The sequence below is a fragment of the Microlunatus sagamiharensis genome (genome assembly GCF_900105785.1).
Taxonomy (GTDB): Bacteria; Actinomycetota; Actinomycetes; order Propionibacteriales; family Propionibacteriaceae; genus Microlunatus; species Microlunatus sagamiharensis.
On sequence record NZ_LT629799.1, the window covers coordinates 1,643,928 to 1,665,057 of the forward strand.

Annotated in this window: 17 protein-coding genes; 2 read left to right on the forward strand and 15 right to left on the reverse strand. The window is 72.4% G+C overall.

What is annotated here, in order from left to right:
- The first annotated feature begins 2 nt into the window (after positions 1–2).
- Positions 3–1,247 (forward strand): DUF349 domain-containing protein, encoded by a 1,245-nt coding sequence (locus tag BLU42_RS07445; RefSeq protein ID WP_407940256.1) that lies wholly within the window; start codon positions 3–5, stop codon positions 1,245–1,247.
- Positions 1,248–1,636: 389 nt separating this feature from the next.
- Entirely contained in the window at positions 1,637–2,746 is a 1,110-nt protein-coding gene (locus BLU42_RS07450) for an IS30 family transposase (protein ID WP_407940257.1), read from the forward strand.
- A 37-nt stretch (positions 2,747–2,783) separates the two neighbouring features.
- Here BLU42_RS07450 and BLU42_RS07455 read toward each other — a convergent pair whose 3' ends face one another.
- From BLU42_RS07455 to BLU42_RS07525, 15 genes are all read right to left on the reverse strand, one after another.
- Positions 2,784–3,155, reverse strand: coding sequence for a hypothetical protein (locus tag BLU42_RS07455; RefSeq protein ID WP_091073912.1), 372 nt, complete (start codon positions 3,153–3,155; stop codon positions 2,784–2,786).
- A 3-nt stretch (positions 3,156–3,158) separates the two neighbouring features.
- Positions 3,159–5,387 (reverse strand): RelA/SpoT family protein, encoded by a 2,229-nt coding sequence (locus BLU42_RS07460; RefSeq protein WP_091079720.1) that lies wholly within the window; start codon positions 5,385–5,387, stop codon positions 3,159–3,161.
- A gap of 161 nt (positions 5,388–5,548) precedes the next feature.
- Complete coding sequence (locus BLU42_RS07465) at positions 5,549–6,604, reverse strand: potassium channel family protein (protein ID WP_091073913.1); 1,056 nt, start codon at positions 6,602–6,604, stop codon at positions 5,549–5,551.
- 1 nt (position 6,605) lies between these two features.
- Complete coding sequence (locus BLU42_RS07470) at positions 6,606–7,178, reverse strand: adenine phosphoribosyltransferase (protein ID WP_231918493.1); 573 nt, start codon at positions 7,176–7,178, stop codon at positions 6,606–6,608.
- A gap of 10 nt (positions 7,179–7,188) precedes the next feature.
- A complete protein-coding gene (secF, locus tag BLU42_RS07475) occupies positions 7,189–8,424 on the reverse strand; it encodes a protein translocase subunit SecF (RefSeq protein WP_407940258.1) in 1,236 nt (411 codons plus the stop codon).
- Positions 8,424–10,133 (reverse strand): protein translocase subunit SecD, encoded by a 1,710-nt coding sequence (gene secD, locus BLU42_RS07480; protein WP_407940265.1) that lies wholly within the window; start codon positions 10,131–10,133, stop codon positions 8,424–8,426. The genes secF and secD overlap by 1 nt, the downstream gene beginning before the upstream one ends.
- 102 nt (positions 10,134–10,235) lie before the next feature.
- Positions 10,236–10,658, reverse strand: coding sequence for a preprotein translocase subunit YajC (yajC, locus tag BLU42_RS21035; RefSeq protein WP_091073914.1), 423 nt, complete (start codon positions 10,656–10,658; stop codon positions 10,236–10,238).
- A 70-nt stretch (positions 10,659–10,728) separates the two neighbouring features.
- The gene (gene ruvB / locus BLU42_RS07490) at positions 10,729–11,784 is read right to left on the reverse strand and encodes a Holliday junction branch migration DNA helicase RuvB (RefSeq protein WP_091073915.1); all 1,056 of its coding nucleotides are present in this window, start codon (positions 11,782–11,784) and stop codon (positions 10,729–10,731) included.
- Complete coding sequence (gene ruvA / locus BLU42_RS07495) at positions 11,781–12,389, reverse strand: Holliday junction branch migration protein RuvA (protein WP_091073916.1); 609 nt, start codon at positions 12,387–12,389, stop codon at positions 11,781–11,783. Before ruvA ends, ruvB begins: the two co-directional genes overlap by 4 nt.
- Complete coding sequence (locus tag BLU42_RS07500) at positions 12,386–12,946, reverse strand: crossover junction endodeoxyribonuclease RuvC (protein WP_231918574.1); 561 nt, start codon at positions 12,944–12,946, stop codon at positions 12,386–12,388. Before BLU42_RS07500 ends, ruvA begins: the two co-directional genes overlap by 4 nt.
- A gap of 204 nt (positions 12,947–13,150) precedes the next feature.
- Positions 13,151–13,912 (reverse strand): YebC/PmpR family DNA-binding transcriptional regulator, encoded by a 762-nt coding sequence (locus tag BLU42_RS07505; protein WP_091073918.1) that lies wholly within the window; start codon positions 13,910–13,912, stop codon positions 13,151–13,153.
- Between the two features lie 136 nt (positions 13,913–14,048).
- Positions 14,049–14,912 carry a hypothetical protein gene (locus BLU42_RS07510; protein ID WP_091073919.1) on the reverse strand — a complete coding sequence of 288 codons (864 nt, stop codon included), beginning with the start codon at positions 14,910–14,912 and terminating at the stop codon, positions 14,049–14,051.
- A 265-nt stretch (positions 14,913–15,177) separates the two neighbouring features.
- On the reverse strand, positions 15,178–17,544 hold the full coding sequence (locus BLU42_RS07515; protein WP_091073920.1) for an HAD-IB family hydrolase: 2,367 nt from the start codon (positions 17,542–17,544) through the stop codon (positions 15,178–15,180).
- A complete protein-coding gene (gene priA / locus BLU42_RS07520; RefSeq protein WP_091073921.1) occupies positions 17,541–18,317 on the reverse strand; it encodes a bifunctional 1-(5-phosphoribosyl)-5-((5-phosphoribosylamino)methylideneamino)imidazole-4-carboxamide isomerase/phosphoribosylanthranilate isomerase PriA in 777 nt (258 codons plus the stop codon). The genes BLU42_RS07515 and priA overlap by 4 nt, the downstream gene beginning before the upstream one ends.
- 38 nt (positions 18,318–18,355) lie before the next feature.
- Positions 18,356–21,019, reverse strand: a complete 2,664-nt coding sequence (locus tag BLU42_RS07525; RefSeq protein ID WP_231918495.1) for a glucosidase family protein — start codon at positions 21,017–21,019, stop codon at positions 18,356–18,358.
- Positions 21,020–21,130 lie beyond the last annotated feature (111 nt).

A 21,130-nucleotide genomic window follows, 5' to 3' on the forward strand; every position in this document is an offset into this window, starting at 1 on the left:
GCATGAGTGAGGGCGACGCTCCGACCACCTGGGGACGGGTGGAAGCGGACGGCACCGTGTACGTACGGACCGCTGACGGCGAGCGCGCCGTGGGGCAGGTGCCCGACGTGCCCGAGTCCGAGGCCCTGGCCTTCTTCACCCGGCGCTACGACGCCCTCGAGCTCGAGGTCTCCCTGCTCGAGCGGCGCGTCCGCTCCGGGGCGCTGTCCCCCGACGACGCGGCGGGCTCCATCAAGACCGTGCGCAAGGCGGTCACCGACGCGAACGCGGTCGGCGACCTCGACTCTCTGCTGACCCGGCTCCAGGGCTTGCAGCCGGTCGTCGACGAGGCGCGCGCCGCGGCCCGCGCCGAGAAGACCAAGCAGCTGGAGGAGGTCCGCGCGGCCAAGGATAAGGCCGTCGTCGAGGCCGAGGCCCTGGCCACCGGCAACGACTGGCGCGGCGGGGTCAACCGCTTCCGCTCGCTGCTCGACGACTGGAAGGCGCTGCCCCGCCTCGACCGGGCCACCGACGACGCCCTGTGGCACCGCTTCTCCACCGCCCGGACGACCTACACCCGCCGGCGCAAGCAGCAGTTCGCGCAGCAGAACGAGCAGCGCGACGGCGCCCGCGTGGCCAAGGAGCAGCTCGTCGAGGAGGCCGAGGCGCTCGCCACCTCGACCGAGTGGGGACCCACGACGGGGGCGTACCGCGACCTGATGACCCGCTGGAAGGCGGCCGGTTCGGCGCCGCGCGGCGTCGACGAGGCGCTGTGGCGACGGTTCCGGGCGGCGCAGGACACCTTCTTCTCGGCCAAGCAGACGGCGAACGCCGCGATGGACGCGGAGTTCCAGGTCAACGCCGACGCCAAGACCGCCCTGCTCGACGAGGCCGAGGCGCAGATCCTCCCGGTCACCGACCTGGGCAAGGCCCGCGTCGCGTACCGCGAGCTGCTCGAGCGTTGGTCGGCGCTGGGCAAGGTGCCGAGGGACGCGATCCGCCCGCTCGACGCCCGGCTGCGCGCCATCGAGACCGCGGTCACCGAGGCCGAGGAGCACCGCTGGCGCCGGACCAACCCCGAGGCGCGCGCCCGGGCCGAGGACACCGCGTCCAAGCTCGAGGCCCAGATCGCCAACCTCGAGGAGCAGGCGGCCAAGGCCGACGCCCGCGGCGACGAGAAGAAGGCCCAGCAGGCCCGCGACTCCGCCGCGACGTACCGCGAGTGGCTCGCGCAGGCGCAGCAGGCGGCGAGCGACTTCAGCGGCTGAGCTCGCGGCGCTCGGGTCTCCCGTCTTGGGGTCCGCCGGGGTGCGGGGCCCACCACCCGGCTTTGCGTGCGTTCCGCGCGCCCTCCCACCGAGCGCGAGACGCTCCCCGAGCTGGTTGAGAACCCGGGCGGACCACGCTCCCTCCGCCTGCCGGAGCATGAGCTGCAAGCGCGAGCCGATCAACGCTCCCTGAGCTTGTCGAAGGGCCCGGTGGGTTCTCGTGATCGTCGCAACGCTCTTCGAGGTGGAGGTCGTTGATGGTGTTTGCGGTGGGGGTTCGTCAGCAGGTCTTCGCGTTGCTGGGTGCGGGGTGGTCGCAGAAGCAGACCGCGTTGGTGACGGGTGTGTCGGCGCGGGCGATCGGTCGATGGCGGGCCGAGGTTGGCGGGGTGCAGTTCGAACCGTGCCAGGTCCAGCGCTACCTCAGCCGTGACGAGCGCTACGAGATCGCCCGGCTGCACGACAGCGGGCTCGGGGTGCGCGAGATCGGGCGCCGGCTGGGCCGCTCGGGTTCGACGATCAGCCGCGAGCTACGCCGTCCCGAGCGTGATGCGGGGGTGCCGGGGCGTCCGAGCGGGCGCACGCCGGGCTACCAGCCCGAGGCCTGCCACCAGGCCGCGGTCCGGGCCCGGAACCGGCCACGGGCCTCGAGGTTGGCCAGCGACGCGCGGCTGCGGGTGTGGGTCCAGGCCAGGCTGGACCTCGGCTTGTCTCCCGAGCAGATCAGCGGACGGCTGCGCGTGGAGTTCGAGGATGATGAGCAGATGCGGATCAGCCACGAGGCGATCTACCGCGCGATCTACGTCCTGCCTCGAGGTGAGCTGCGTCGCGAGCTCCGCGCCCACCTGCGCACCGGCCGGTCTCAACGCAAGACCCGTCAGAGCCGGACCCCGCGCAACCGGCCGGGCCAGATCGTGGGCGCGGTCTCGATCCACGAGCGGCCCGAGGAGGTCGAGGGCCGCCTCGTGCCCGGTCACCACGAGGGCGACCTGGTCTGCGGCCCGGCCGGGACGACGGCGGCGATCGGCACGCTGGTCGAGCGGACCAGCGGGTTCTTGACCGCGTTCTTGCTGCCCGAACGTCACACCGCCGAGGCGACCCTGGCCGGGCTCAGCGAGGCTGTGAACCGGACCGGGTGGCCGATGGCCTCGCTGACCTGGGACCGCGGCTCGGAGATGGCCCGCCACGCCGAGTTCAGCACAGCGACCGGGATCCAGGTCTACTTCGCCGACCCGCACGCCCCCTTGGCAGCGCGGCTCGAACGAGAGCACGAACGGCTTGCTGCGCGAGTACGTCCCCAAAGGACGCGACATCGCCACCGTCACCGACAACGAACTCCAACACGCCGTCGAGCTGCTCAACAACCGGCCCCGCAAACGCCACAGCTTCCTCACACCCACCGAAGTCCTCGCCGCCATACTCAAAGACCAAACCGGTGTTGCGACCACCCCATAAATCTGGGCCCGGAACGGGTTGGCGTTCTCGCCAGACCGCACTGAGAGCGGACGCCAACCTCTTCGAGGCCCTTCGACAGGCTCAAGGAGCGTTGTCCTCGGTACCTACCTCAGCGTCGGATCCGCGATCGAGGTAGACCCACCAGATGTTCGCTGGGCCAGAGATGTCACGCTCGGTCTGGACCTCCACGACTCGATCGATCTCGAGGAGGAAGCCCGTCAGCTCGTCGAGATCCTGCTGGATCTCCTCGATGTCCTCGAGGTCTGTGTCCGCGAGCTCGCTCAGCTGGAAGCGAAGGACGACCTCGAGCCGGTCGATCTCCACGCCGAGGGCCAAGAGGTGCACAGGCAGTCGAGCCAGGCTCGCCTGCACGAGCTGGACGTTGACGTACAGCTCCCAGAGCGGAGCTCGGGCCAAGTCGTCCGGGCGGGGCATCCCGTCCGTTGACGGCATCGGCTACTGCGAGACGCGGTAGACGTCGAAGACCGAGGGGACCTGGCGTACGGCGCCGAGGACGTGGTCGAGGTGGGTTGGGTCGCCGGTCTGGAAGGTGAACTTCGCCTTGCAGATCCGATCCTTCGTCGTGGCCAGGGCCGCCGACAGGATGTTGACGTGCTGGTCGGACAGGCACCGGGTGATGTCGGAGAGGAGCCGGTTGCGGTCGAGCGCCTCGACCTGGATGGCCACGAGGAAGGAGCTGAGCGTCGTCGGGGCCCAGGCGACCTCGACGATCCGCTCCGGCGCTTTGAGCAGCTCGGCGGCGTTCGAGCAGTCGGTGCGGTGCACCGACACCCCGGAACCACGGGTGACGAAGCCCAGGATCGGGTCGCCGGGGACCGGGGTGCAGCACTTTGCGAGCTTGACCAGCAGGTCGTCGGCGCCCTTGACCACGACCCCGGTCGAGGTGCCGCTGCCCGCGCGCCGGCTGCGGCGCCCGGTGATCAGGCGGTCCTCGCCGACCTCGTCGGCGACGGCCTCCTCGCCGCCCTCGACCACGGTCAGGTGGTTGAGCACGGCCTGGGCCCCGACGGTGCCCTCGCCGATCGCGGCGTACAGGGCGCTGACGTCGGCCAGCTTGAAGTGCGTCGCGACTGCGGTCAGGTGCTCGAGGGTCAGGAGCCGCTGCAGCGGGAGCCCGGCCTTGCGGAGCTGGCGGGCCAGCGCCTCCTTGCCGTTCTCGATCGACTCCTCGCGGCGCTCGCGCGTGAAGTGGTGCTTGATCTTGTTGCGCGCCCGCGGGCTGCGGACGAAGCCGAGCCAGTCGCGGCTGGGGCCGGCGTTCTCGGCCTTGGAGGTGAAGATCTCGACGACGTCGCCGTTGTGCAGCTCCGACTCCAGCGGCACGAGCTTGCCGTTGACGCGGGCGCCGATCGTGCGGTTGCCGACCTCGGTGTGGACCGAGTAGGCGAAGTCGACCGGCGTCGAGCCCTGCGGGAGGGCCTTGACCTCGCCGCGCGGGGTGAAGGCGTACACCTCGGTGGAGTTGATCTCGAACCGCAGCGAGTCGAGGAACTCCCCCGGGTCGGCGGTCTCGCGCTGCCAGTCGAGGAGCTGGCGCACCCAGACCAGCTCGTCGTCGGCGCCGTCCGCCGCGACGACGGGGCCGCCGTTCTTGGCGCCCTCCTTGTACTTCCAGTGCGCGGCGACGCCGAACTCCGCGCGCCGGTGCATCTCCTCGGTGCGGATCTGCAGCTCGACCGGCTTGCCGCCTGGCCCGACGACCGAGGTGTGCAGCGACTGGTAGAGGTTGAACTTGGGCATCGCGATGTAGTCCTTGAACCGCCCCGGCAGGGGGGTCCAGCGGACGTGCATGACGCCCATCGCGGCGTAGCAGTCGGACTGGTTCTCCACGAGGATCCGCAGGCCCACGAGGTCGTAGATGTCGGAGAACTCGCGGCCGCGCACGACCATCTTCTGGTAGATCGAGTAGTAGTGCTTGGGCCGGCCGGTGACGCTCGCGCGGATCTTGGCGTTCTTGAGGTCGGTCTGCGCCTGGGCGACGACCGTGGCCAGGAACTCGTCGCGGCTGGGCGCCGCCTCCGCCACGAGGCGCACGATCTCGTCGTAGACCTTGGGGTGCATCGTGGCGAAGGCGAGGTCCTCGAGCTCCCACTTGATCGTGTTCATGCCGAGTCGGTGGGCCAGCGGCGCGTAGATCTCGAGGGTCTCCAGCGCGATGCGCGACTGCTTGTCCGGGCGCAGGTAGTGCAGCGTGCGCATGTTGTGCAGCCGGTCGGCCAGCTTGATGACGAGCACGCGGATGTCGCGGCTCATCGCCACGACCATCTTGCGGATGGTGTCGGACTTCGCCGACTCGCCGAACTTGATCTTGTCGACCTTGGTGCAGCCGTCGACCAGGAGGGCGACCTCCTCGCCGAAGTCCTTGGTCAGCTCCTTCAGCGTGTACGGCGTGTCCTCGACCGTGTCGTGCAGCAGCGCCGCGCACAGGGTCGCCTCGGTCATGCCCAGCTCGGCGAGGATCGTCGTCACCGCGAGCGGGTGGGTGATGTAGGCGTCGCCGCTCTTGCGGCGCTGCTCGCGGTGGTAGCGCTCCGCGGTGTGGAAGGCGCGCTCGACGAGCGACAGGTCGGCCTTGGGGTGGTTGGCCCGGATGACCTGGAAGAGCGGGTCGAGCGCCGCGGTCTGCGGCCGGGCGGACCCGAAGCGCGCGAGGCGCTGGCGCATCCGTACGCGGGGCGGTTCGCTCGCGGGCGGGCTCGGCGCGGGCGCGACCGGCGGCGCCTCCGTCACGACCGGGGGCGTCCCCACGACTGAGCTCTGGTCCACCACGCTTCGATCCACCACACCCGTCGTCCGCGTCCTTGCCCGGAGTCTAGTGCGTCGTCCTACCCGTCCTGCGCCCGTCGGACCACGACGACCTGGTCGCCGGTCTGCAGCTCGGCCACGGCGGGGTCGTAGAAGCGGCGCAGGGTCTTGTTGCGCACCACGGCGATCACCCGCTCGCCGCTGATCTCGCCCGGCGACCGGCCCGCCTCTGACGCCGTCACCTGACGCTCGCCGACCTCCAGGCCCTCGCGGGAGGACAGCAGGTCCTCGATGACGGTGCCGATGTTCGGGCTCGTGGCCGACAGCCCGAGGAGCCGGCCCACCGCCTCCGACGAGGTGACGACCACGTTGGCCCCGCACTGGCGCAGCAGGGAGGCGTTGTCGTCCTCGCGCACGGCGACGACCACGTGCGCGCTCGGGTTGAGCTGGCGCACGGTGAGCATCGTGAGGATCGCGGAGTCGTCGCGGTCGAGGGTGATGACGATCTCGCGGGCCTTGGCGATCTCGGCGCGCCGCAGGATGTCGCGACGCGTCGCGTCGCCCTCGATGGCGGCGTACCCGCGGGCGTTGGCGTCGGCGACCGCGGTGGCGCGGCCGTCGATGATGACCACCTGCGCGGCGGTCGTGCCGTTGGTCTCGAGCGTCTCGACGGCGCTGCGGCCCTTGGTGCCGTAGCCGACGACGACCACGTGGTTGCGCATGCCTCTCCTCCACCGGGAGTCCCGGTACATCTGCCGGCCCTGGTTGGCCAGCACCTCGAGGGTCGTGCCGACCAGCAGGACCAGGAAGCCGATCCGCAGCGGCGTCACGAAGATCGCGTTGAGCACGCGGGCGTGCGGCGCCACCGGGGTGATGTCGCCGTAGCCGGTGGTCGTGATGGTGACCGTCGCGTAGTAGATCGCGTCGATCAGGCTGACCTCACCGTCGTAGCTGTCGGTGTAGGAGTCCCGGTCGAACCAGACCAGCGCCACCACGAGCGCGAGCAGCAGCAGGGCGAGCCCGCCGCGCCGGGCGAGCTCGACGGCCGGTGTCGCGCTGCGCGCCGGCAGCGACACGAGCGCCTCGCTGGTCCAGCGCCGCTCGTGGTCCAGGCGCCGCAGCCGGCTCACCGCCACCTCAGGCACCCCCGGTCGAGACCAGCGCGCGGACGTCGTCCAGGCCCGCGGCGCGCAGCCGGTCGCGGCCCCCGAGGAAGTCGAGCTCGAGGACGACGGCGACCGCGGCCACCTCGGCCCCCAGCCGGCGGACGAGGCCCGCCGTCGAGGCCACGGTCCCGCCGGTCGCGAGCACGTCGTCGACGACGAGCACGCGCTGCCCGGGGGCGAGCGCGTCGACGTGCATGGCGAGCGTCTCTTCGCCGTACTCGAGGTCGTAGGTGACGTCGACGTGATCGCGCGGGAGCTTGTTCGGCTTGCGGACCGGCACCAGCCCGACGCCCAGCGCGAGCGCCACGGGCGCGCCGAAGAGGAAGCCTCGCGCCTCGAGCGCGACGACGGCGTCGATCCCCTCGGGCGCCAGCGCCGCGAGCCCTCGGACCGCGGTCGCGAGGCCGTCGGGCGAGGCGAGCAGCGGGGTGATGTCCTTGAACGTCACTCCCGGCTGGGGGAAGTCGGGCACGTCGACCACGAGGTCCGCCAGCGCGGAGACCTCGACGGGCCCCGCGCGACCCGCAGCCGGTGCGCCCGTCACGCCCACCGACCTACTTCTTCCGCTCGCTGCGCGTCGAGCTCTGCGGCTGCGGACGCTTCGCCGCGCCCTCGACCACCGGTCGCACGGACGCCCGCGGGCTCGTCGGCACCGCGGTCACCCGGGTCCCGCCCTTGACCCCGACCGGCACCGCGTCACCGCCCTCGGCACCGACGCCCACGAGGCCGTCCGGGTCCGCGAGCCGGTCGTCGTCACGGGTCGGCTCGGCGACGCTGGCGCCCGCCGAGCGGGCGTCGCTCTTCTCCCGCTTGCCCTCGACCCGCGAGCGGTGCCGGCGCATGTCCGGCTCCCGCTCCTTGAGCTGGGCCAGGATCGGCGTGGCGATGAAGATCGAGGAGTACGCACCCGAGACCATGCCGACGAAGAGGGCCAGCGAGAGGTCCTTGAGCGGGCCCTCGCCGAGGATGAACGTGCCCGCGAAGAGCAGCGCCGCCACCGGCAGGACGCCGATCACCGTGGTGTTGATCGAGCGGACCAGCACCTGGTTGACCGCGAGGTTGGCCGCGTCGGAGTACGTCTTGGTCGTGCTCGAGCGCACGCCCTTCACGTTCTCGCGCACCTTATCGAAGACGACGACGGTGTCGTAGAGCGAGTAGCCGAGGATCGTCAGGACACCGATCAGCGTCGCCGGGGTGACCGTGAAGCCGACCAGCGCGTAGATGCCGACCGTGAGCAGGAGGTCGTGCAGCAGCGCGATCAGCGCCGCCGCCGACATCTTGGCGTCGCGGAAGTAGATCCAGATGACCAGCGTGACCAGGACGAGGAAGACCACCAGGGCGATCAGCGCGCGCTCGGTGATCTGGCCGCCCCACGAGGCGCCGATCAGGCTGTAGTTGACCTGGTCGCCGGGCACGCCCACGGCCTGGCCGATCGCCGCCCGGACGGCCGGCACCTCGGTCGTGGTGTCCAGGGTGCGGGTCTGCACCCGCACCTGGTTGGACCCGATCGTGTTGATCGTGGCCTCGTTGAGGTCGGGCACGCCCGACGCCTCGATGGCCTGCCGGACCGGCTCGACAATCTGCGAGGCGCTGACGCTCGTCGGCGCCTGGAAGTCGGCGCCGCCCTCGAACTCGATGCCGAGGGTCAGGCCCTTCAGCAGCAGTGCCAGGATCGAGACGGTCAGCAGGACCCCGGAGATGACGTACCAGCGGCGCCGGTGGCCGATGAAGTCGTAGGAGACCTCGCCGGTGTAGAGCCGGTGACCCAGCTGGGAGAACTTGCTCGCCATCAGACCCTCGTTCCGGCCGCGACGGCCCGCCGTGTGCGCGTGCCCGGCAGGTTCTTGACCCCGAGGTGCTCGGGGTCGAGACCGGACAGCTTGTGCCCGCCGCCGAAGAACTTGGTGCGCGCGAGCAGCGACATCAGCGGCTTGGTGAAGAAGAAGACGATGAACACGTCGATGAGCGTGGTCAGGCCCAGGGTGAAGGCGAAGCCCCGCACCGAGCCGATCGCCAGGATGAACAGCACGATCGCCGACAGCATCGACACCGCGTCGGCGATCAGCACCGTCTGGCGTGCTCGCAGCCAGCCGGTCTCGACCGCGGTGCGCAGGCTGCGCCCGTCGCGCACCTCGTCCCGGATGCGTTCGAAGTAGATGACGAAGCTGTCGGCGGTGACGCCGATGGCGACGATCGCGCCGGCGATGCCGGGCAGGTTGAGCGCGAAGCCCACCGAGCTGCCGAGCAGCACCATGCACGCGTACGTGATCACCGCCGCGATCGCCAGCGAGGCGACGACCACGATGCCCAGGCCGCGGTAGTAGGCGAAGCAGAACAGCACGACCAGCGCGAGGCCGATGATGCCGGCGATGATGCCCGCCTGCAGCTGCTCGCCACCCAGGGTCGCCGAGACGTTGTTGACCTGCGAGATGTCGAAGGCCAGCGGCAGCGCGCCGTACTTGAGCACGTTGGCGAGGTCGGTCGCCGACTGCTGGGTGAAGCCGCCGGAGATCTGCGCGGCGCCGCCGGGGATCGCGGTGCTGACCGACGGGGCCGAGATCGACTTGCCGTCCAGCACGATCGAGAAGCGGTTCATCGGGTCGCTCTTGGCGGCCAGCGCGCGGGTGGCGTTCTCGAAGGCGGTCGAGCCGTCGCCGTTGAACTGCAGGTTGACGACCCACTCGATCCCGTTCTGCGGGATCCCGGCGTTGGCGCTGGTGAGCTGGTTGCCCTCGATCAGGGTCGGGCCGAGCAGGTACTTCTCGGTCCCGGTCCGGTCGCAGGAGAACAGCGGCTGGTCGGAGACGTCGACCTGCGGGTCGCCGCAGCTGAAGCTGGCGAAGTCGGTCGTGTCGGCCTGGCTGGGCTGCCAGTCGATCGCCTTGTCCGGCGGCGTGCCCTGGCCGGGCTCGGTCGGACGCGGCGCGGAGGGGGTCGGCGGAGCCGTCGGCAGCGCCGGCTGCGGCATCATCGGCCGGTTGTTGCCCGCGGGCACCTGGCCGGAGCCGCCGCGCGGCGTCGAGGACGGCGTCCCCGGTGCGGCCGTCTCCGAGGCCGCCGGGACGGACGCGCCCGTCGTGGGCTCGCCGCTCGGGGCCGGGGTCGGCGTCGCCGCACCGGACTCGGTCGCCGACGGGACGGGCGTGGTCGGCTGGACCTGCTCGGCCGCGTACACGGCCCGGAAGCGGAGCACGGCGGTCTGGCCGACCTGCTGGACCAGCTGGTCCTGCTGCACGTTCGGGACGCTGACGATGATCTGGCGGTCACCGGAGACGGTGACCTCGCTCTCGCCCACGCCGAGGGCGTTGACGCGCTGCTCGATGATCGTGCGCGCCTGCTGGAGGCTGTTCGGGTCGATCGACCCGCTGCCGCTGGTGTTCCGGGCGGTCAGCGTGACGGTGGTGCCGCCCCGCAGGTCGAGACCCAGCTTGGGGGTCCAGGTCTTGCCCACGGCCATCAGGGTGATCAGACCCGCGGTGATGATCGCCAGGGCGATCAGCATCCGCAGGGGTCGACCGGTCATCGCTGCCACGTCAGTGCTCTACCTCGTTCGTACGCACGCCGGCCGCGTGCAGCGGCCGGCGTCGGGGGGTGGTGTGGTTCAGCGCAGGTTGCTGCGGTCGCCGTCGGCGCCGTACGTGCCCGTGGGGGCGTCCGCGTCGGCACGGACGACCGGCTGCACGTCGCCCGTGTCGTAGGTCGCGGTGGCCTCGGCCTCGAGCTCCTCGCCGACCTCGTCCTCGGTCACCGAGTCCTCGTCGGCCTCGGTCGCACGGCGCACGATCGCCTGCTTGAGCACGGTCAGCTCGACGCCGGGCGAGATCTCCATGACGGCCTGCTTGTCACCGATCGAGACCAGGGTGCCGAAGAGCCCGCTGCCCAGGAGCACACGGTCGCCCGGCTCCAGCTCGCGCATGACCTTCTGCATGGCCTGCTGGCGCTTCTTCTGCGGCCGCAGGATCAGGAAGTAGAACGCGACCACCATCAGCAGGACGAGGATCAGGGTGCTGGATTGCTGTGACATCGACTCGTCAATCTCATCGGGTACGGGCGGACCGCTGCACTCTACTTGCCGAAACCGTGAGAACCCGCCCTCACGCGAACAGGTCGGGGTCGGGCGTGGCGCCCGGGACGCCCGCGCCGGCGTCGCGCGGCGGCCTGAGGCCCAGGTGCTGCCAGGCGGCGGGGGTGGCGACGCGACCCCGCGGCGTCCGCATCAGGAAGCCCTCGCGCACCAGGAAGGGTTCGGCGACCTCCTCGACCGTCTCGCGCTCCTCCCCCACCGAGATGGCCAGGGTGGACAGCCCCACGGGGCCGCCGGCGAAGCGCTTGCAGACGGCCGTGAGCACCGCCCGGTCGAGCCGGTCGAGGCCGATGGCGTCGACCTCGTAGAGCTCGAGGGCGGCCGCCGCGACGGCCTGCGTCAGGCGCCCGGAGCCGCGGACCTCGGCGAAGTCGCGCACCCGGCGCAGCAGCCGGTTGGCGATGCGGGGCGTGCCCCGCGAGCGCCGCGCGATCTCGGCGGCACCCTCGGGGTCGAGGTCGACGCCGAGCAGCACCGCGGAGCGGCGCACGATGTGGTCGAGGTCGGCCGCGGCGTAGAAGTCGAGCTGGCCGGTGAACCCGAACCGGTCGCGAAGCGGCCCGGGCAGCAGCCCGGCGCGGGTCGTCGCGCCGACGAGGGTGAAGCGCGGGATCTCGATGGGGATGGCCGTGGCACCCGGGCCCTTGCCGACGACGACGTCGACCCGGAAGTCCTCCATCGCCAGGTAGAGCATCTCCTCGGCCGGCCGGGAGAGGCGGTGGATCTCGTCGAGGAAGAGCACCTCGCCCTCGACCAGGCCGGAGAGGATCGCGGCCAGGTCGCCGGCGTGCTGGATGGCCGGGCCGCTGGAGATGCGCAGCGGGGCCGTCATCTCGGTCGCGATGATCATCGCCAGGGTCGTCTTGCCCAGCCCCGGGGGACCGGAGAGCAGCACGTGGTCGGGGACGCCGCCGCGCCCCCGGGCGGCGGCGAGGACCAGCCCGAGCTGCTCGGCGACCCGCGGCTGGCCCTCGAACTCCTCGAGCGAGGTCGGGCGCAGCGCCGACTCCGCGGCCCGCTCGTCGGGGTCGGCCACGGCGCGCACGTCCACGGGGTCGACGCTCACCGGCGGGCCAGGGTGAGCAGCGCGGCCCGCATCAGGGCCGGGACGCCGAGGTCGGGCTGCTCGGCGAGCATCGGCTCCACCTCGTCGCACGCCGCCTCCGCGTCCTTGGGCGCCCAGCCCAGGCCGATGAGCCCCTGCGCGACCTGGTTGCGCCAGACCGCGTGGCCGGGCAGCGTCGGCGCGCCGGGCTCGGCGACGAGCCCGACCGCGTTGATCTTGTCCTTCAGCTCGAGCACGATCCGCTGCGCGCCCTTGCGGCCGATGCCGGGCACCTTGCAGAGCACGACGAGGTTCTCGGTGGCGATCGCGTGGCGCAGCTCGTCGGGGCTGAGCACGGCGAGCGCGGCCTGCGCCAGCTTGGGTCCGACGCCGGTCGCGGTCAGCAGCAGCTCGAAGAACTCGCGCTCGTCGGCGCTCGCGAAGCCGAACAGCGTGAGCGAGTCCTCGCGGACGACGAGGGCGGTGAACAGCGTGGTCCGCTGCCCGATCCGGAGGTGGGCCAGGGTGCCGGGGCTGCAGAGGGCGAGCAGGCCCACCCCGCCGGTCTCGACGACGGCGGACGTCGGGCCGAGGGCGGCGACGTTCCCGCTGACCTGGGCGATCACTTCGGCATCACGGGGCGTGCTCCTCTGCTGGTGCTGGTCGCGCTGGTGGCGGCGCGCGCGGCGGCGTACGCCCGCTGCTGCCGCGCGGCGACGCCCGAGGCGGCCTGGCGCGCCGCGTCGAGACGGTCGGTGGTCTGGCCGCGCCACACGTGGCAGATCGCCAGCGCGAGGGCGTCGGCTGCGTCGGCCGGCTTGGGGACGGAGTCGAGCTGGAGGATGCGGGCGACCATCGCGCCCACCTGCTCCTTGCCCGCGCGACCCGAGCCGGTGATCGCCGCCTTCACCTCGCTGGGCGTGTGCAGCGCGGTGGGGATGCCGTGCCGGGCCGCGACGAGCAGCGCGACGCCAGCGGCCTGCGCCGTGCCCATCACCGTGCCGACGTTGTGCTGGGCGAAGACGCGCTCGACGGCGACGGCGGCGGGGCGGTAGCGCCGCACCCACTCCTCCATCGCCTCCTCGAGGACGGCGAGGCGGGCACCGGTCTCCTCGTGCGGGGAGGTGCGGACGACGTCGACCCCGAGCACGAAGGGCGGCCGGCCCGGCACGCCGTCGACCATGCCGAACCCGCAGCGCGTCAGACCCGGGTCGATGCCGAGCACGCGCACGCGGACCCCTGACTGCTCGGGTGGAACGCGCCCGGTTCGAACACGCGTTCGTACGCTAACCCGACCCGGGCGGGCAGCGCACGCCCGACACGCGGCGCTAGCTCAGCCGCGAGCGTCGGCAGCCGGGCGGTCGAGCGCCCGGCGCGCGAGCGGCTCCTAGGAAGAGGGCACCAGGGCGTCGTCGGGAGCCTCGACGTTGGTGAAGACGTTCTGCACGTCGTCGGAGTCCTCGAGGGCGTCGACGAGCTTCTCGAGCTTCTCGAGGGTCGGGAGGTCGGCCGGCTGGGTGAACTCCGGCACGAACGACACCTCGGCGGAGTCGTAGTCGAGCCCGGCCTCCTGCACGGCGGTGCGCACGGCCACGGTGTCGTTCGGGTCGCTGATGACCTCGAAGGCGTCGCCCAGGTCGTTGACCTCGTCGGGCCCGGCGTCGAGCGTCGCCTCGAGGACGTCGTCCTCGGTGAGCTCGCGCGACTCCTGCTTCTTGGGCAGGAGCACCACGCCCTTGCGGCTGAAGACCCGGGCGGTGGAGCCGACGTCGGCCATCGTCCCGCCGTTGCGGGTCACGGCGATGCGGACCTCGGACGCCGAGCGGTTCCGGTTGTCGGTCAGGCACTCGATGAGGATCGCGATGCCGGCCGGGCCGTACGCCTCGTAGAACAGCGTCTCGTAGTCCGAGCCGCCGCCCTCGGCGCCGGAGCCGCGCTTGATGGCGCGCTCGATGTTGTCCTTGGGGACCGAGGTCTTGCGCGCCTTCTGCACGGCGTCGTACAGGGTCGGGTTGCCGTCGAGGTCACCCCCGCCGATCCGTGCCGCCACCTCGATGTTCTTGATGAGCTTGGCGAACGACTTGGCGCGGCGCGCGTCGACGACCGCCTTCTGGTGCTTGGTGGTTGCCCACTTGGAGTGACCCGACATGGTTCAGAATCCTAGTCCCGCCCTGCGGTGCACCCCCAACGGAGCCCGGGCTCTCCGGTTCCTGGCTCGCACCCCAGCGGCAGACCCGCGAACCGCTGACAGACGACAGCCGATTCGTCGAATCGGCTGTCGGGCGTCAGCGGTTCGCGGAGGACCACCGGCGGAGAGCGCGCTGCCGGCCGGTGGAGCCGTAGAGCGACAGGGCGACCAACGAGCGCCAGGCGTCGAGTCGCGCCGGCACCCAGGGACGTCCGAGCGCGGCGTCGGCGGCGGCGATGACGTCGCCGCCACGTCTCAGCACCTCCCGCGCCGTGTAGCCGCAGCGCTCCCAGCCCTCGTCGACGAGCCGGCGCTCGCGGGCGAGGTCCGTCCGGTGCGTCTCCGCCTCGCGGTGGTCGGCCCCGTCGTACTCGTGGATGCGGCGCGTCCCGACGAGCCAGAGGTCGGCGCGGGCGACGAAGGTTCCGTGCGTAGTCCAGATCTCGCGCTGCGGCTCGACCTCGACGTCGGCTGTCCGGTGGAGCACGCGCAGGACCGACTCCCACGCGGACTCGCTCCGTGCGTCGAGCAGCGGCAGCACGGCCCTCAGCAACGGTGTGCCCCGACGCCTGGCCCCGGTCGCGTCCCACAGCTCGTCCAGCGTGCAGTGCCCGAGCCGGAGGGCGGAGTCCCCGAGCGGGACGAGGTCGAGGACGTGGAGGTCGGCGGCGCAGGCCAGCAGCGTCTCGGCCGGTGTGGCCAGCCGGAGACCGTCGACCTCCTCGTACGCGGGCGGCGCAGCCAGGCGTACGACCTTCAGCCCCCGTCGCTGAGGATGCCGCTCGCGCTCGTCGACGGAGGCGAGCACGGGATGGGGCACCGAAGACGGGAGCCACCATCCCCGCGCCTCGGCTGCGGTCAGGTGGGTGAGGACCGCGCTGTCCGGCAGCACCTCGCACCAGCCGAGCAGCCGCTCGCGCAGGTCCGGTTCGGCGCTGCCGACGTGCACCCCGTGGGCCACACGGGCCCAGCCGGTCCGACGAACTCGTCCGCGTACGACCTCCACGCCGAAGCATTGCTGCGGCCGCGCTCGTCGTGCCGCTCGTCAGCGCCCCTTGTGCAGAACGCGCTCCGGTTCCGTCGGGGTTGTGGACAGCCCCATCCCCCGGCGAACCGCTGACGGACGACAGCGATCTGGCTCGATCTTCTGTCTTTCGTCAGCGTTTCGCGGAGGTGAGGCTGCGCGCGAGCCGAGGAGGCCTGTGGGGTGAGCGGGGCGGGCGAGCTCAGGAGGAGGGCAGGTGCCAGCGGGGGCTCGGCGACTTCGTCCTCCACTCCACGATCGACCACTGGTTGCGCTGGGCGGCGCGCATCAGCGAGATGTCCGGGCTCACCGCGACCGGGTTGCCGACCGTGGAGAGCATCGGCAGGTCGGAGTGGCTGTCGGCGTAGGCGAAGCTCTTGGTCAGGTCGACCCCGTGCAGGGACGCGTAGTGGCGCAACCACGCCGAGCGCGACTCCCCCACCAGCGGCGGCGTCTTGAGGAAGCCGGTCGCGCGGCCCTCGGCGTCGGTCCCGAGCTCGGCGGCCAGGATCACGTCGAAGAGCTCGCGCAGCGGCCGGGTCAGCACCGAGACCGCACCGGTGATGAGGATCGTCGTGTGCCCGGCGGCCCGGTGCTCCTCGATGCGCTGGAGGGCGTCCGGCGCGACCCGGCTGAGGATGAAGTCGTTCATCGTCGTGTCGACGCGCTGCTCGAGCTCGGCGAGGTCGAGCCCGCGGTAGCGGCGGTAGACGGCGCGCAGGAAGCTGCCGCGGTCGCGCTGCTCGGTGAGCAGGTAGCCGGGCAGCCGTCCCAGCACCCCGCCGACCTCGACGAGCTGCTCCACCGGCGAGAGCTCCGGAAGGCGGGCCCACAGGTACTGCTCGATGACGTTGGTCGACATGATCGTGCCGTCGAGGTCGAAGACCGCGACCGCCGACGAACCGGCCGTGTTGGCCGAGAGGTCGCGCATCGTCGTCGGCCGTGACCCGCGACGCTTGCGCAGCGCGTCCATCCGGCGTACGGAGGCGGTCACCGAGGGGCAGTGGACCTCCTCGATGTAGGTCGTCCAGTCGTAGCCGGCCGTGTCGAAGGCGAAGGCGTCGACGTCGGCCGCGTCGAGCGAGCGCGACAGCGCGAGCGTGTTGTCGTCGACGAAGTGCAGCTCCGACTGGGCGTACTCGTTGTAGAGCGTGTGGTAGCGCCGCCAGAAGTCGAGGCGCCCGCGCAGCTTGTCGAGGTCGCGGGCCAGCTTGCGGCTCCGGTTGGACCGCGGGGCGCGCGAGACGATCCGCTCGGCCACCCCGTGGGCGCGCTCGGAGGTCGACAGCAGCCGCTCCACCGACACCGCGCCGGGGAACGTCCACTCGGGAAGCGGGGCGCCCGGCTTGGTGACGTTCTCCAGCGGGTGCGCGGTGAAGTACGAGCGGATGTGGCCGTACATGTCGTGGAAGGTCAGCGGGTTCCGGGCGCCGGAGCTGACGTGGTAGTACTCCGGCTCCCCCGGCGTCGGGTCCGTGGCGCAGACGGCGAGGATCGCGTTGACGACCAGGTCGCAGGGCACGATGTCGAGCACCGAGTCGGCCGAGGCCGGGAACTCCGGCAGCTCGCCGCGGCCGTAGGCCAGGATCAGCGGCTCGGCCATCTTGAAGCCCTCGATCCAGCCCGGGTACGGGTGGAGCCAGCTCGACTCGACGATGGCGGGGCGGACGATCGAGACCTCGATGTCGGCGCCGAGGTCGGTGACCACGCGCTCGCCGAGGGCCTTGGTGAAGGTGTAGACGTCGGTCCAGCCGAGCGAGCGGGCCCGCTCGGTGCCGGCGGCGACGAGCTCGGCGGTCACCCACTCCTGGCGGCGGCGCTCGGTGTCGGCCGCCGTGGTCAGGTAGCCGGCCTGGCGGTGCTGGCGCTCGGCCTGGTGGCGCAGCGCGGTCAGCTGCTCCGGCATCCGCGAGGCCGCCTCGACCTGCTCGCGCATGGCCAGCCCGGCGCGGGTCTCGGCCTCGTAGTCGATGCCGTGCACGTGGCCGGCCTCGGGGATCGCGCCGCGACGACGGCCCGCGGTGTACGCGGTGGAGATGTGGACGTAGTGCGGGACCTTGGTGCGCTCGCCGTCGGGTCCGGTGACGGCCTCGAGCATCCGCTCCATGAGCCGCTGCGTGCCGACGACGTTCGTCGTGAACGCCTGGTCGATCGGCGGGTCGAAGGACACGTCGCCCGCGCAGTGCACGACGACGTCGAGGTCGGCGGGCAGCTCGGGGACGTTCGGCAGGTCGCCCTCGATGACCTCGACGCGCGCCAGCAGCGCGTCGAGACCCCCGGCCTCCTCGGCCAGCGGGGCGAAGATCTTCTTCTTCAGCAGGCTGCGGACACGGGCCTCGGCGCCGGCCGAGCCCTTGCGTCGCACCAGCACCGACGGGGTCGTGCCGGGCAGCTCGGTCAGCATCTTCCACAGCAGCTGCTCGCCGATGAAGCCGGTCACCCCGGTCATGACGATCTTCTTGCCGTCGAGGAGGTCGCGCAGGCGCCCGTCCAGGAGCGGGCCGTGGACCGGCTCGCGCAGCTCGCTCAGCGCGGGCCCGCGGTGGAAGGTGTCGGCGGGGACGCTCATGCGCGGGCCTCTCGTCGGCTCGTGACGGCCAGCGCCTCGGGCAGCGTGAAGCTGCCGACGTACAGCGCGGTGCCGATGATGGCGCCCTCGACGCCGCGGTCGACCAGCCCGGACAGGGCCTCGAGGTCGGCCAGGCTGCTGATGCCGCCGCTCGCCACGACGGGGGCGTCGGTGCGGGAGCAGACGTGCTCGAGGAGGGCGAGGTTGGGGCCGGAGAGCATGCCGTCGCTGGCGACGTCGGTGACCACGAAGCGCGCGCAGCCAGCCGCGACGAGGCGGGCCAGCGTCTCGTCGAGCTCGCCGCCCTCCTGCGTCCAGCCGCGGGCCGCCAGGCGGGTGCCGCGCACGTCGAGCCCGATCGCGACCTGGTCGCCGTGCCGGGCGATCACCCGCTCGCACCACTCGGGCGACTCCAGCGCCGCGGTACCGATGTTGACGCGGGCGCACCCGGTGGACAGGGCACGCTCCAGGCTCGCGTCGTCGCGGATGCCGCCGGACAGCTCGACCTGGACCCCGGCCGCCGCGACGGCGGAGACGATCGGCGCGAGCACCGCGGCGTTGCTGCCCCGACCGAAGGCCGCGTCGAGGTCGACGAGGTGGATCCACTCCGCGCCCTCGTCGACCCAGCGCCGGGCCGCGGCCATGGGGTCGCCGAACACCTTCTCCGACCCGGCCACGCCCTGCACGAGCTGGACGGCCTGGCCGCCCGCCACGTCGACGGCGGGGAGGAGGACGAGGTGGTCGTTCTCGACCGCGGGATCGCTCGGGAGCACCGGACGACTCTACCGGAGCAGCGAGGGCCTCCCCCGCCTCAGCGGGTGGTGACCACGAGGCGCGAGGTGCCCCGCAGGCCCCGGGCCTTGACGCTCACCTCCAGCCCGCGGCTCGTCGGGGTCAGCGCCGTACGGACCTTGCGGCCGTCGAGCGTCGCGGTCGCGACCTTGCTCCCCTTCGGCACCACGGTCCCGACGACGAGGTCGGTCCCGCCGTGCCGGGTCACGGTGGTGGTGTAGCGCGTCCTCGCCCCGACGCGAGTCCGCTCGGCGCTCACGTCGACGCTGCCCTCGCCGACCCGGATGCGCTTCGCCGAGGCGGAGCGCTGGTCCGGCGGGAGCTGGGGGACGACGGCGAGGCGGTCACGGCCCATGTCCGGCGAGACGCCGAGCCACTGGTGCACGACCGGCCAGAGCGTCCCGTACGCGCCCCACGCCTGCATGACCATCGAGCGCTCGGTCAGCAGCTTGTCGATGTTCGCGCCGAAGGAGCCGCCGGGGACGATCTCAGGCATCGCGCCGGGCATCTCCCACAGGTCGGGGTCGAGCTGGCTGCGCGCGTTGCCGTGGACGTAGACGCCCTGCTGGTCGGCGGCGAGGCGGCCGTAGTTGCCCTCGCTGACCCCGGCGATCGCGCTGTTGAGCGTGAAGATCGACGTCTCGTTGGTCACCGACGACACGACGTCGTCACAGCTCTGCCCGTCGGTGTCGCCGGCGACGCTGTTCGCCCCGGTACCCGTGTGGTAGAGCCCGAGCGGCCCGGTGAAGCACGGCCGCTCGTGCTGGGCCAGCGTGGTGCGGGCGTGGCCGGCGGAGGCCAGCGGCCCGGCCTTGCGGCCCCTGATCGCCGGCAGGACCGCGTCGGTCGGGGTCAGCCCGATCCAGTGGCGCTGGAAGATCCTGGTGTTCGCCCCGCCCACCGGGCTCGGGTCGAGCGAGTCGGCGTACGAGCGGGCCCCGTCCCGGCCGTACCACCAGGCCTTCTCGAACTTCGTGGCGAGCCGCAGCGCCTGCCCTGTGGCCCAGCGCTCCGTCTTCGTGTCGTGGCGCGCCTTGGCCAGGTCGGCCAGGTCGGCGTAGCCGCGGATCGTGTAGACGGTGTTGTCGAGCTTCTCCTCGCCCATCCCGTTCCGCTCGACGTTGCCGAGGCCCTCGGGCCAGCCGTCGGTGTCGAGCGAGGCGACGTGGCGCATCGCCCTGACGCTCGCCGGGTAGAGGTCGCGCAGGAACCGCTGGTCGCCGGACCAGCGCCAGACCAGGGCGACGGCGGAGGGGTACTTCGCCGACTCGTCGGTGTTGCCCTCGTCGGCGTTGGCGCCGAAGTAGACCGCGCCGTCCGGCGTCACCTCGTGGACGATCTTGCCGCTGCCGCCGTTGACCGCCTCGGACACGTCGCGGAGGGTGCGCAGGTGCGCCTTGATCGGGCCGAACTGCCCCGCGGCGACGGAGGCGAAGGCCGTGAACTCGCCGTCGGTGCCGAAGAGCCAGGTGTAGTCGGGCCAGCCGGCCCCGAGCCAGCGCATCGAGTCGAGCGTGGCCACGGGCGCGGGGTACTGCTTACCCGCGTCCACCACCCGGAGCGCGACGTCGTCCGCGCGCTGCACGGACGCGGCCAGCATCTGCTTGGACCAGGCGACGCTCTGCTCGGTGAGCTCGTCGTCGGGCAGCGAGACGACAGTGCGCCGGTCGACCTTCTCCCGGGCCGCGACCTTGGCCGCGAGGGCGGCGTCGGGGTCGGCGAGGAGCGTCGAGAGCGCGGCCTTCGCGCCGTCGGGCCCGGAGCGCGAGCCCCCGACACCGAACCAGACCGTCGTCGGGGTGTCCTTGGTCAGGCGCAGCTCGTAGGAGAGCTGGCCGCCCGTCCCCCGGCCGTACTCGGTGTCGTCGCAGCGCTTCGGCTGGGTCGGAGCGTCCGGCCCGGAGGCCGGGCAGACCACGGCCGGGTCCTGCGGCCCGCGGTGGTCGGGGCCGAGGTCGGTGGCGCTGGGCTGGACGGCGGAGCCGAAGGCCGCGGCCCAGTCGTGCGCCGTCTGGTTGGGGCCGGGCGGCGTGCCGCGGTCGCGGAAGAGCAGCGCCCTGCCCTCGACCGCGGCGGTGTCGGGCAGGTTGACCGTCGTCTGGCTCGGGGTGGTCTCGCCCCACGGGTAGGAGCCCATCAGCTCGGAGTGGGCGTCGGCGCGCAGCGTGACGGTCTTCGTCGTCGAGGACTGCAGGGTCAGCCCGACCAGGGCGCCCGGCACGCCGTCGGGGACGAAGTCGGTGCGGCTCGCCGCGACGCCGTCGGTCGCCGGCAGGTCGGTGCGGACGTAGCCCCAGCCCGAGGTCGTCCTCGTGCCCTCGCCGATCCACTGGTCGTCGAGGCCGAACCACATCCCGTCGAGCAGCTTGAGGCTCGGCGTCCAGAAGCCGCCCATCTCGCCGCGGGTGTGGAAGCCGGCCGCGGGGAACCGGCCGTCGGCCGTGCCGAGCACCCAGGCCTCGTCGCCGGTGACCACCGTGCGGCGGTCGGCGAGCCGGCTCGTCTCGGAGAGCTCGGTCGAGCGCGCGAGCGCCGGGTCGGAAGCGGCGCCGGGGGCAGCCTGCGCGGCCGGCGCCACGGCGGCGAGACCGCTGCCCGTCAGCGCCACGGTGACGAGCAGCGCGGCCGACCTGCTGCCGGTGCTGCTGGACCGCCTGCGCGGCGTCTTCGGGGTCTCGACCACGGGTCCGCTCCTCCCCCAGCCCTCGCCGTCGAGGTCTGAGGAGGGTGACGCTAGAGCCCCCCTACGACAGTCCTCAAGAGGGGTGGCGCCGCCGGGTTCGTGCGCCCGCCG

What these genes read in the sequence shown, in the direction of transcription:
- secF (WP_407940258.1), bottom strand. Translation starts at nt 8,424, where the DNA reads ATGGCGAGCAAGTTCTCCCAGCTGGGTCACCGGCTCTACACCGGCGAG.
- BLU42_RS07515 (WP_091073920.1), bottom strand. Translation starts at nt 17,544, where the DNA reads ATGAGCGTCCCCGCCGACACCTTCCACCGCGGGCCCGCGCTGAGCGAG.
- BLU42_RS07460 (WP_091079720.1), bottom strand. Translation starts at nt 5,387, where the DNA reads ATGCGCCAGCGCCTCGCGCGCTTCGGGTCCGCCCGGCCGCAGACCGCG.
- yajC (WP_091073914.1), bottom strand. Translation starts at nt 10,658, where the DNA reads ATGTCACAGCAATCCAGCACCCTGATCCTCGTCCTGCTGATGGTGGTC.
- BLU42_RS07500 (WP_231918574.1), bottom strand. Translation starts at nt 12,946, where the DNA reads ATGGTCGACGGCGTGCCGGGCCGGCCGCCCTTCGTGCTCGGGGTCGAC.
- BLU42_RS07445 (WP_407940256.1), top strand. Translation starts at nt 3, where the DNA reads ATGAGTGAGGGCGACGCTCCGACCACCTGGGGACGGGTGGAAGCGGAC.
- BLU42_RS07505 (WP_091073918.1), bottom strand. Translation starts at nt 13,912, where the DNA reads ATGTCGGGTCACTCCAAGTGGGCAACCACCAAGCACCAGAAGGCGGTC.
- BLU42_RS07455 (WP_091073912.1), bottom strand. Translation starts at nt 3,155, where the DNA reads ATGCCGTCAACGGACGGGATGCCCCGCCCGGACGACTTGGCCCGAGCT.